Source organism: Pseudofulvibacter geojedonensis (assembly GCF_042675745.1).
Taxonomy (GTDB): Bacteria; Bacteroidota; Bacteroidia; order Flavobacteriales; family Flavobacteriaceae; genus Pseudofulvibacter; species Pseudofulvibacter geojedonensis.
On sequence record NZ_JBHTJM010000001.1, the window covers coordinates 112,602 to 124,466 of the forward strand.

11 protein-coding genes are annotated in these 11,865 nt (G+C 31.0%); 2 read left to right on the forward strand and 9 right to left on the reverse strand.

What is annotated here, in order from left to right; translation table 11 throughout:
• Positions 1 to 7: 7 nt before the first annotated feature.
• Positions 8 to 433, forward strand: coding sequence for a hypothetical protein (locus ACFQ1O_RS00475; RefSeq protein WP_377712170.1), 426 nt, complete (start codon positions 8 to 10; stop codon positions 431 to 433).
• Positions 434 to 451: 18 nt separating this feature from the next.
• Here the strand turns inward: ACFQ1O_RS00475 and ACFQ1O_RS00480 are convergent, their stop codons facing one another.
• The 6 genes from ACFQ1O_RS00480 to rpsA all read right to left on the reverse strand — a co-directional run bounded on the left by ACFQ1O_RS00480 (position 452) and on the right by rpsA (position 6,831).
• On the reverse strand, positions 452 to 2,143 hold the full coding sequence (locus tag ACFQ1O_RS00480) for a gliding motility-associated C-terminal domain-containing protein (RefSeq protein ID WP_377712172.1): 1,692 nt from the start codon (positions 2,141 to 2,143) through the stop codon (positions 452 to 454).
• A gap of 17 nt (positions 2,144 to 2,160) precedes the next feature.
• Positions 2,161 to 3,069, reverse strand: a complete 909-nt coding sequence (locus ACFQ1O_RS00485) for a ribonuclease Z (RefSeq protein ID WP_377712174.1) — start codon at positions 3,067 to 3,069, stop codon at positions 2,161 to 2,163.
• A gap of 88 nt (positions 3,070 to 3,157) precedes the next feature.
• The gene (locus ACFQ1O_RS00490) at positions 3,158 to 3,493 is read right to left on the reverse strand and encodes a ribonuclease Z (RefSeq protein ID WP_377712176.1); all 336 of its coding nucleotides are present in this window, start codon (positions 3,491 to 3,493) and stop codon (positions 3,158 to 3,160) included.
• Positions 3,490 to 4,422: an aspartate carbamoyltransferase catalytic subunit gene (locus ACFQ1O_RS00495; protein ID WP_377712178.1), complete on the reverse strand. Its 933-nt coding sequence runs from the start codon at positions 4,420 to 4,422 to the stop codon at positions 3,490 to 3,492. Before ACFQ1O_RS00495 ends, ACFQ1O_RS00490 begins: the two co-directional genes overlap by 4 nt.
• A 9-nt stretch (positions 4,423 to 4,431) precedes the next feature.
• On the reverse strand, positions 4,432 to 4,971 hold the full coding sequence (pyrR, locus tag ACFQ1O_RS00500; protein ID WP_377712180.1) for a bifunctional pyr operon transcriptional regulator/uracil phosphoribosyltransferase PyrR: 540 nt from the start codon (positions 4,969 to 4,971) through the stop codon (positions 4,432 to 4,434).
• Between the two features lie 108 nt (positions 4,972 to 5,079).
• Complete coding sequence (gene rpsA / locus ACFQ1O_RS00505) at positions 5,080 to 6,831, reverse strand: 30S ribosomal protein S1 (RefSeq protein WP_377712281.1); 1,752 nt, start codon at positions 6,829 to 6,831, stop codon at positions 5,080 to 5,082.
• Between the two features lie 278 nt (positions 6,832 to 7,109).
• Here rpsA and ACFQ1O_RS00510 point away from each other — a divergent pair, with 278 nt between their 5' ends.
• Positions 7,110 to 7,490, forward strand: coding sequence for a LysM peptidoglycan-binding domain-containing protein (locus tag ACFQ1O_RS00510; protein ID WP_377712283.1), 381 nt, complete (start codon positions 7,110 to 7,112; stop codon positions 7,488 to 7,490).
• Between the two features lie 75 nt (positions 7,491 to 7,565).
• Here ACFQ1O_RS00510 and cmk read toward each other — a convergent pair whose 3' ends face one another.
• The 3 genes from cmk to lon form a co-directional block, all read right to left on the reverse strand.
• Positions 7,566 to 8,249, reverse strand: coding sequence for a (d)CMP kinase (gene cmk / locus ACFQ1O_RS00515; protein WP_377712285.1), 684 nt, complete (start codon positions 8,247 to 8,249; stop codon positions 7,566 to 7,568).
• 7 nt (positions 8,250 to 8,256) lie between these two features.
• Positions 8,257 to 9,276 carry a type IX secretion system protein PorQ gene (gene porQ / locus ACFQ1O_RS00520; RefSeq protein ID WP_377712182.1) on the reverse strand — a complete coding sequence of 340 codons (1,020 nt, stop codon included), beginning with the start codon at positions 9,274 to 9,276 and terminating at the stop codon, positions 8,257 to 8,259.
• Positions 9,277 to 9,371: 95 nt separating this feature from the next.
• Positions 9,372 to 11,822, reverse strand: coding sequence for an endopeptidase La (gene lon, locus ACFQ1O_RS00525; protein WP_377712184.1), 2,451 nt, complete (start codon positions 11,820 to 11,822; stop codon positions 9,372 to 9,374).
• Between the last annotated feature and the right edge of the window lie 43 nt (positions 11,823 to 11,865).

An 11,865-nucleotide genomic window follows, 5' to 3' on the forward strand; every position in this document is an offset into this window, starting at 1 on the left:
ACATTTTATGAAATTTACTTGTTCTGTTTGCATAAATAAACCTGTTAATACTGTTATTGAAGAGTTTTTAAACCCAGAATCTCTTAAAAGAAGCATGAAGGGTTTTATTAAAAAAGAATTAATTAGTGGAGAACTTCATGCTACTGGAGCTAAAAGTAAATTATACTACGATAAGTTTGAAATGGAAGAAACTATTTTAGAAAACAATCTACCCATGTTTTTCTATGCTCAATACGACCATACACATATGAGTAATACTATGAAAACTACCTTTAAGCCTTTATCTGATAATGAAACTCAAATAATCACAGAGATTCATTATACAATTTTTAAAGGTTTTGTAATTAAAATCATATCGAAATTATTTCCTAATTTTTTCAAAAAACAAACTCAAAAATGGTTAAATGAGTTTAAGAAATATACAGAAAAATAAGTATAAATTATAACAGCATTAATAGTTAAGATAAACCCAACCATTATATTTAGTATTAGTATGACATCCTGAATTATCACCTAAATTTAACATATAATAATAAGATCCTGTAGGTAAAAGTCCACTCCCTCCTTTATTAGATTCTCCATTCCAATCATTAGAATATCCCTTAGTTTTTTCATATAAAAGATCTCCCCATCTATTAAAAACTTTTAATGTAGCATTAGGATAAAATTCTATATTAAGAATAATAAAACTATCATTTACACTATCTCCATTAGGTGTAAAAGAATCTGAAACTTCAATTATAGGAGAATTAATAACCGAAACTGTAAAACTCTGATTATAAGGGCAAGTTGAATTATAACCTAAATACCTATATATTGTTTGGTTTGTTGTTATGTTTAAGCCAGGAGAGAGCATTTCACCATTTCCGTTAGGCAATGTATAATAGTTTCCTGCTGTTAAATCTGGTAATATATAATTATTACAGACTTCTATATCTGAAGGAAAGTTAGTATCATACTCAAAAACTCTTGCTGTTCCTGAATTAACTCCATCAATATCACTCCCAGGTAATCCTAAAATAAATTTATTTCCTTCATTATTTATAGCTATATCTATTCCATCTCCTAAAGCTTCTCCACAAACTCTATTTTCTAATAGAATCCACTCATTCGCTTCGTTACTTTTATAAACTTCTACATAACCACTAGTATTATCTCCATAAGCATGTTCTGCTCCTATTGCTAAAATATTTCCTTCAGAATTTAAACTCACATTAAAAACACCATCGTTTAAAGCTCCTCTTATATCATTTCCTATTTGAGTCCAATTACCTGAAACATTTTTAAATACTCTCGCATAACCAGTAAAATTATCACTTAAAATATAATCTTGTCTGGCAGCAATTGCCAAAATATTACCCTGAGAATTAAAACTAACCCTACTTAAATAATCATAAGCTGCATCTCCTACTATATCATTTCCTACTTGTACCCAACTATCATTTATATTTTCAAAAACTTTTACTCTACCAGCTCTATCCATACCATTTACATTGCTATGTTCTGCCCCTATAGCAATCATATTTCCTTCAGAATTCAAACTTATATTTCCTCCAAAAAAACTAGCTTGCTCACTTTCAATTATATCACTACCTATTTGCTCCCAATTTCCAAAAACAAACCTATAAATCATAACTTTATTACCATAATAAGCAGAAACAGCAAGTATGTTACCTTCATCGTTTAAACTTATGCTATTGCCAAAGTCAAAAAAAGAGGTGTTTCCGTAGATTGAATTACCTATTTGTTGCCATGATCCTGAAACATTTTCATAAACCCTAACAATGCCATGATTAAAGCCATTTTCATCATTACCTAAACCGCCTATAGCAAGAATATTACCATTATTACTTAAACTAATTGTAGATGAATAATCATAAGCTCCTGTTCCGTATATAGCATCACCAAATTGAACCCAATTTCCTTCTTCATTTTTAAAAACCTTCACATAACCGCAATGGTATTCTCCATTATCTGTTGTATTATTTCCAGATATAGCTATTGTATTTCCATCTCCACTTATCTCAGTATGAGAACCATAAAAATCCCCCTCATCAAGCCCATATAAATCTTGTCCTACTTGCACCCATTGCCCGTAAATTATTGAAGGAATGATAAATACTAAACATCTAAATAAATACATATTGTAAAATTTAATCACTAACTAAAATTAAACTCTTTACCATCGTCTGCTAAATAAACATCACTAAACACTGTTTGTGCTTCTTTTTTAAAGCACTCTATATTATCATAACGAGTAGAATAATGTCCTAAAATTAATTTACCCACTCTTGCCTGTTTTGCAATAGTAGCAGCTTGTTTTGCTGTACTATGCTTTGTTTTTTGACATAAGTGTTCATGCTCTTCTAAAAAAGTACTTTCATGGTATAACACAGATGCATTAGTAATAATTGGGACTATTTTTTCGGTATAAGCAGTATCACTACAAAATGCATAACTTTTAGGAGGTTCAGGATCTAAACTCAATAAATTATTAGCTATTACCTTTCCTGCTTTATTTGGTACATCTTTTCCTAGTTTGATATTTCTATAATAACATTGCTCTATATCATAATTCAAAACAGCATTTATATCAAGTTTTCTTTCACCTAACTTTTCTTTAAACAAAAAACCGTTAGTATAAACCCTATGCTCTAACGGAATAGTATGAACTGTAACCTTATCATCTTCATATATCAACTCAGATGACTTATTTGTTAACTCATGAAAAATCAACTCATAACCTCCATAAGAATTTCCTAACTTCAACAGCAACTCTATAGCTTCTTGGATACCTTTTGGCCCATATATATGAAGAGGAGCCTCTCTACCTAGTAACCTAAAGGTAGAAATTAAACCTATTAGACCATAAAAATGATCTCCATGCAGATGAGAAATAAAAATATTTTTTATTCTAGAAAATTTTACTTTAAATCTACGAAGTTGCACCTGAGTACCCTCTCCACAATCTATTAAAAATAAATTTCCTCTAATATCTAATACTTGTGATGTTGGATTAGTAAATGCTCTTGGAGTAGCTGAGTAACAGCCCAAAATGGTTAGTTTCATGTATAAATCAAAATGTCATTCAGAAAAAAGGCAAATAACAATTTTAAATTAGCCTTAATCTGAACGACATTTACATATTTTTAATTGATTAAATTGCTAAATCACGCTCTATTTCTTCCATTTCTATTATGTCGTGCGCCTCTTGAAGCGTAGGGACAATAGTTAATTCTTCTGGTACATCATCAATTTTAATTTTAGATGAGACTATAACAAATGATTTATTAGATTCGTTTTTATGCTTTTTAGAAATCGACAAAAAATCATTTATTGCATTTGGCAACATTTCTTTAACTGAAAATAAGTTAACTATAATATTATCATTAGAAAAATCTTTGTGTTTTTCTTCTATTTTAGAAACCAACTCTATAATAGTTGCTCTTTCTTGTGTAATTATTGTAGTATTCCCCGTTTTACTAAAAATCATACTTTTTTTATTTTCGAAGCTAATAAATATATTACTGCCATCCTAATTGCCACACCATTTTCTACCTGATTTAAAATAATAGCCTGATCTGAATCTGCAACATCGCTAGTTATCTCTACTCCTCTATTTATAGGACCTGGGTGCATTATAACGACTTCTTTGTCTAAAGAATCTAATAGCTGCTTATTCACACCAAACTGTTGAGTATACTCTCTTGTAGATGGAAAATAACTAATATCCAATCTTTCATTTTGTATGCGCAGCATATTAGCAACATCTGCCCATTCTAAAGCTTTTCTTAAATTGGTTTCTACTTGAACACCTAATTTTTCTATATGCTTTGGGATTAATGTTTTGGGTCCACAAACTTTAACATTAGCTCCTTGTTTTTGTAGTGCAAAAACATTTGACAAAGCTACCCTGGAATGTAAAATATCTCCAACAATAACCACATTTTTACCAGAAACCTCTCCTAACCTCTCTCTGATAGAATATGAATCTAATAACGCTTGTGTTGGATGCTCATGAGCTCCATCTCCAGCGTTTACTATACTTGCTCCTATGTGTTTGGATAAAAAGACACCTGCTCCTGGATTCGGATGTCTCATCACAACCATATCTACTTTCATAGATAAGATATTATTTACCGTATCTACAAGTGTTTCTCCTTTTTTTACTGATGATTGCGCAGCTGAAAAATTAATTACATCTGCCGACAATCTTTTTTCTGCTAACTCAAAAGATAACTTTGTACGTGTAGAGTTTTCAAAAAACAAATTTGCTATTGTAATATCTCTTAAAGAAGGTACTTTTTTTATGGGTCTGTTTATTACTTCTTTAAAATGGTCTGCAGTTTCAAAAATTAACTGAATATCTTCAGGTTGAAGATATTTAATTCCTAATAAATGATTAACACTTAACTCACTCATTTCCTATCTTTATTTAGATATTAAATAAACGGCATCTTCGCCATCTTGTTCTTTCCACAATACTTTTACCTTCTCCTTGTTGATAGCATCTACTTGTCTTCCTCTATAATTTGGTTGAATAGGTAAATGTCTACTAAACCTTCTATCAATTAGAGTAAAAAGCTCTATTTCTTTTGGTCTTCCAAAAGACTGTATAGCTGTTAATGCTGAACGTATACTCCTACCGGTATACAATACATCATCAATAAAGACAACTTTTTTATCCTCAACCAAAAAATTAATTTCTGTACTATTAGCCTCTAATGGTTTATCTCCTCTTCTAAAATCATCTCTATAGAAAGTTATATCTAACGTTCCTATAGTTATATTAGGTATCTTATAATAATTTTCTAATAAGTCTTTAATACGATTAGCTAAAAAGGTTCCTCTGGGCTGTAAACCAATTAAAACAGCATTTGAAAAATCGTCATGATTTTCTATTAATTGGCAAGTTAAACGATGCAAAATAACATTAACTTCTTTTGCATTCAATAACACTTTTTCATTCATGTGTTCCAAAAGATTATTTGGAATACAAAACTACGGATAAATCTCTATATAATAAAAAAACCTCCCAAATGAATTTGAGAGGTTTTTTTATCTAGAAATAAACTAAGTTTACTTTCCTTCCATTTTTGCTTTTAAAGCTGCTAACGCATCTAAATCTCCTAAAGTAGATTTTTCTGCAGTACTAGCTTTCTGAGTTGCAGCTTTAACATTACGTTGCTCTTCTTCTCTAAAGATAGCTGTATGAGAAGCTACTACACGCTTAAAGTCTTTGTTAAACTCAATTACTTTAAATTCAGCAGTTTCACCTTTCTTTAACTTAGAACCATCTTCTTTCTCTAAATGACGAGAAGGAACAAAGGCAGAAATATCATCGTTAAATTTCAATGTAGCACCTTTATCTACCATTTCATCAATAGCAGCAGTATGAACAGTACCTAAACCAAATTCAGCTTCATACTTATCCCAAGGATTTTCTTGAGTTTGCTTATGACCTAAACTTAGTTTTCTTCCTTCAACGTCTAACTCTAATACAACAACATCTAATTTATCACCTACAGCAACAAACTCAGATGGATGCTTCACTTTCTTAGTCCAAGATAAATCAGAGATATAAATTAATCCATCAATTCCTTCCTCTAATTCAACGAATACACCAAAGTTAGTAAAGTTACGTACAGTACCTGTATGCTTAGAACCTACCGGGTATTTAGCAGTAATATCTGTCCATGGATCTTGCGATAATTGCTTGATACCTAATGACATTTTTCTATCTTCTCTGTCTAATGTTAAGATTTGAGCTTCTACTTCATCTCCAATTTTAACAAAATCTTGAGCTGAACGTAAGTGAGTAGACCAAGACATTTCTGAAACGTGGATCAATCCTTCTACTCCTTGAGCTACCTCGATAAATGCACCGTAATCTGCAATTACAACTACTTTACCTTTTACATTATCTCCAACTTTTAAGTTAGCATCTAAAGCTTCCCATGGGTGAGCATTTAATTGCTTTAATCCTAATTGGATTCTTGATTTCTTATCATCAAAGTCTAAGATTACAACATTTAATTTCTGATCTAATTCTACTACCTCGTTCGGGTGGTTAATTCTAGACCAAGATAAATCTGTAATATGAACTAAACCGTCAACTCCTCCAAGATCGATGAACACACCGTAAGAAGTAATGTTTTTAACAACACCTTCTAATACTTGACCTTTTTCTAACTGACCAATGATTTCTTTCTTCTGTACTTCGATATCTGCTTCAATAAGAGCTTTATGCGAAACAACAACGTTTTTAAACTCGTGGTTGATTTTAACAACCTTGAATTCCATTGTTTTGTTTACATACTGATCGTAATCTCTAATTGGCTTTACATCAATCTGAGATCCTGGTAAGAATGCTTCAATTCCGAAAACGTCAACAATCATACCTCCTTTAGTTCTACACTTAACAAAACCATTAACGATTTCACCAGTATCATGAGCATTATTTACTCTATCCCAAGCTTTAATTACTCTTGCTTTTCTATGAGATAAAACTAATTGACCTGTTTTATCTTCTCTTACATCTACAAGAACTTCAACTCTATCACCAACTTTTAAATCTGGATTATAACGGAATTCATTTAATGAAATAACCCCTTCAGATTTTGCATTGATGTCTATAATAGCTTCTTTGTCTGTTAAACGAACAACTTCTCCTTCAACTACTGCGTCGTCTGCAGTCTCAACAAAGTTTTCTGCTACTAATTTTTCAAACTCTTCTAATTTAGCATCTGCTACTGGATCTATACCTTCTTCGTAGTTATGCCAGTTAAAATCTGCTAAAAATTGTTCTTGTGTTTTTGTTACTTCAGCCATTGCTGATAAAATTTTGTATTCTGAGTTATCTGGAGTAATTACAGCACATAAGCCCAGAAGCGTTAAAATAAAATAAATCAAATCCCTTTTTTACTCCATCCTGCTAAAAAGGACTGCAAAATTACAAATATCTATACTGAAACACAACAAATTAGTGTTTTAATTTATGGCATATGATTTGTTTAGGAAAAGACAATCGAAAAATAACAGCTTTTAAGATCAGCAAAAAAACGTTATATTTGATAGGAATCAATATTAATAACTTAAATAAAATTTAAATTATGGTTAAAGCTAAATACCAAGATGTATTAAATTTAGGAGAAGAATTACAAATTGCTAATGGAGATGTTCGTGAAGAAAATGGAGTTTTAAAAATTAAGGGAGAAGCTAAAACTCAATATGAAAAAAACCTTTTATGGGACAAAATAAAAGAAATTGGAGGCAATGAACCTTCTGATATTTTAGCAAATATTACTGTAGCAGACAACTCTGTTTATCACAGACATGTTGTCCAAAAAGGTGAAACTCTAGGTGGTATTGCTAAACACTATTACAAAGATGTTATGAAGTACAAAGCTATATTTGAAGCAAACACTGATATATTAAGCAATCCAGATGTGATTCATCCAGATCAAGAGTTAGTAATTCCTAATTTATAGTCTTTTAATTTACTATTAAAAAGCCACTTCGTTTGAAGTGGCTTTTTTATGACATTATACAACGAAGACTATAATTTAACTCATTTCTTCTATCATTTTTTTTATTTTTTCAAACTGTTCATCTATAGACAAATTAGAATTGTCTATTTCTATAGCATCATCAGCTTTCATTAAAGGAGAGTTTTCCCTGTGAGAATCGATATAATCTCGTTCTCTTACATTATGCAACACTTCATCAAACGTTACCTGTTCTCCTCTAGCAATTAATTCATCATATCTTCTTTGAGCTCTTACTTGGTCTGAGGCTGTCATAAATAACTTTAATTCAGCATTTGGAAAAACCACAGTTCCTATATCTCTTCCATCCATTACCAAACCTTTATTTTTACCCATTTCTTGCTGTTGCTTGACTAGTAAGTATCTAACTTCAGGAACAGCTGCAATAGGACTTACAAAACCAGAAACTTGCATAGTTCTAATATGCTTTTCAACATTTTCTCCGTTTAAGTAAACTTCTGCAAAACCTAATTGAGGATTAAACAAAAAAGATATTTTTATTTTATCTAACTCCAACACAAAGTTTTCTACATCGAAATTTTCATCAGAAATATAACCATTCCTAATAGCGTATAGTGTCACAGCTCTATACATAGCACCAGTGTCTACGTAAATAAAACCAAGTTTTTTAGCTAATTGTTTTGCTAAAGTACTTTTACCTGTAGAAGAATAGCCATCAATAGCTATAATAATTTTAGATATATCCAAACTACTGTAAGTTTATATTAAGACCAAAAGTATGAGCGTTTGCTGCAGTACTAAATTTTTGAAAGGCGTAGTTCACTCTAAACTTATTAAGTTTAATACCAAAACCAGCTGTTAAACCGGCAAAAACCCTATTAGCTTCCAACTTCAACTCTTCACCTCTTCTGAAGTTATAACCAAAACGCAAATTAATTGCTCTACCATGAAACAACTCTCCTCCTATAACTATATGCCTAATAAACTGATTAAAAAAACTAATTTCTTCTTCAGTCTCTACTCCATCTAAATCTACTTCAGATCTAGCTGGATTAGCAGAGGCTATATTAAGCTTTTGTAAATTTTCAAAAACAATATGCCATTTTAAAGGTAATTTATCTAACTTCTTAGAAAAAGCCAAATCAACATGAAATGGTATTTTCTCTTTTGTCTCTTCATAAGTAGTAAATTGATTACCTATATTATTAGCTACCAGAGTTAGTACTGAATTAGAGTCTTTAAATTCATACAATGCAGCCAAATCTAGTGCTCCACCAATAGAACTATACTGTTCTAGTTTTGATGATATAAATTTAGCATTAACTCCTAATTTTAAATTGGTTTCTGGAATATTATACTTGTAACCAGCTGTAAAAGCAAATTCATTTCCTGAAAAAGTCCCAGTAGAATTTCTATTCTCATCATAACCATCAAAACTTCCGTAATCGATATATGTAATACCCGCTATAATTAAGTGCTTTTTTTCTCCAAAGCTTTTGGCAAAAGCAGCACTTCCATAATTTATATCGGCAAAATAATTAACAAAATTCAACGCTAATTGCTTGTCCATCTCATCATTAATTGCTGCAGGATTATGCAAAGCTTGAGAAGTATCCCAATCATTATTGGTTAGTACTTTTCCTCCTAAAGCAGCTTGACGAGGAGATGAAACCAAATTAAGAAATTGATAAGTATATTCTCCCCCTATTTGTGCAAAAACACTCGAGGAAATAAATAGCAACAATAGAAATATTGATTTTTTAATCATAAATACAAAATAACTAAAACTTCGGATGAAAACGAATAGCTTTTTAAAATATTTTACAGAAAATAAAAAAAGCCTCTTTAGAAGAGGCTTTTCAATTAAAGCTTTTTAGCATTTTTTACTTTTTGCTTGGTAAGAGCAATATCTAAAACTTCATCCATTTCTGTAACATAATGAAAGTTTAAACCTTTTAAATAATCAGGTTTTATTTCTAAAATATCCTTCCTATTCTCTTCAGAAAGAATAATCTCTTTAATTTTAGCCCTTTTTGCCGCTAAAATTTTCTCTTTAATTCCTCCTACCGGAAGCACCTTCCCTCTAAGAGTTATCTCTCCGGTCATAGCTAATTGTTTTTTAACCTTTCGCTGAGTAAACAATGATACTAATGAAGTTAACATTGTAATTCCCGCACTAGGACCATCCTTTGGTGTAGCACCTTCTGGCACATGTAAATGAATATTATATTTATTAAACGCATCTTCATCGATATCAAATCGTTCTGCATTTGCTTTAATAAACTCAAGAGCAATTGTAGCAGATTCTTTCATAACCTTTCCTAAGTTACCTGTTATAGATAAACCTCCTTTTCCTTTAGATAAAATTGACTCTATAAATAATATATCTCCTCCTACACTAGTCCAAGCTAAACCTGTTACAACTCCAGCTACATCATTATTTTCATATTTATCTCTTTCTAGCCTGGCTGGTCCCAATACTTTAACTACAGTATCCTTATTAATTTTAACATCATATTCTTCTTCCATAGCTATTGATTTAGCTGCATAACGAACTACTTTAGCTATTTTTTTATCTAAACCTCTTACTCCAGACTCTCTAGTATAACCTTCAACAATAAATTCTAGCTCTTTTTTACCAATCTTTAAGTGAGTTTTATCTAAACCATGTTCCTTTAGTTGTTTTGGCAATAAATGATTTTTAGCTATTTCTACTTTTTCTTCAATAGTATAACCGTTCACATCTATTATCTCCATTCTATCTCTTAAAGCTGGTTGTATTGAACCTAAACTGTTTGCTGTAGCAATGAACATAACTTTAGAAAGGTCATATCCCATCTCTAAAAAGTTATCGTAAAATTCAGAATTTTGCTCCGGGTCTAACACTTCTAACATAGCAGAAGATGGATCACCTTGATGCGAATTAGATAATTTATCTATTTCATCTAAAACAAAAACCGGATTGGAAGTACCCGCTTTTTTTAAGCTTTGAATTAATCTACCAGGCATTGCCCCTATGTATGTTTTTCTGTGTCCACGAATTTCAGCTTCATCTCTTAGGCCTCCCAAAGAAATTCTTACGTACTCTCTACCTAAGGCTTCTGCTATAGACCTACCCAAAGAGGTTTTACCAACACCAGGAGGACCATACAAACACAGTATAGGCGATTTCATATCGTTTCTTAACTTTAATACAGCCAAATACTCAATAATACGCTGCTTGACATCCTCAAGACCGTAATGATCTCTATCTAAAATTTTCTGTGCTCTTTTTAAATCAAATTTATCTTTAGAAAATTCACTCCATGGTAACTCTAAAAACAATTCTAAATAATTTCGCTGAATTGAATACTCTGCAACTTGAGGATTCATTCTTGACATTTTAACTAACTCTTTTTCAAAATGCTGAGCGATTTTATCATTCCATTTTTTAGTTTTTCCCTTAGCACGCATTTCCTCTACTTCTGCTTCATAAGAAACCCCACCTAATTCTTCTTGAATGGTTTTCATTTGTTGATGCAAAAAATACTCTCTTTGTTGCTGATCTAAGTCATTTCTAACTTTAGACTGAATATCGTTTTTAAGTGATAGTTTCTGTTGCTCTAAATCCATATACTTCAGTGTCTCTAAAGCTCTATTAGACAAAGAATGTATTTCTAATAGGTCTTGCTTTTGAGAAACTGATAAATTCATATTGGATGAAATAAAATTTATCAAAAACGAACTACTTTCTATATTTTTAATAGCAAAAGACGCCTCAGAAGGAATATTTGGACTTTGTTTAATTATATCTAAAGACAACTCTTTAATAGAATCTATAATAGCTTTAAACTCTTTATCTTCGTTGGCTGGCTTGTCTTCTATAATTTCGTTTACAGTAGCTATTAAATACGGATCTTCTTTAACAATCTCATTTAACTCAAATTTCTTTTTACCTTGAATAATAACTGTTGTGTTGCCATCGGGCATTTTTAAAACACGTAATATTCTCGCTACTGTACCTATATGATTGATATCTTCTTTAGTAGGATTTTCTACTTCCTTATTTTTTTGCGCAACAACACCTATTTCCTTTTTTTCATTATAAGCATCATTCAACAACTGAATGGACTTATCTCTTCCTGCTGTAATAGGAATAACTACTCCTGGAAAAAGAACAGTATTCCTTAAAGGTAAAATAGGCAATTCTTCTGGTAACGATTCACTATTTATTTCTTCTTCATCTTCAGAAGTCATTAAAGGAATAAACTCTGTTTCCTCATTTATATCTTGTAATGACAAACTGTCCATATTTAAAAAATTTGATTGACTCATATTAATATTTTGCCAAACTGTCATTAATAAACAGCTTGAATTC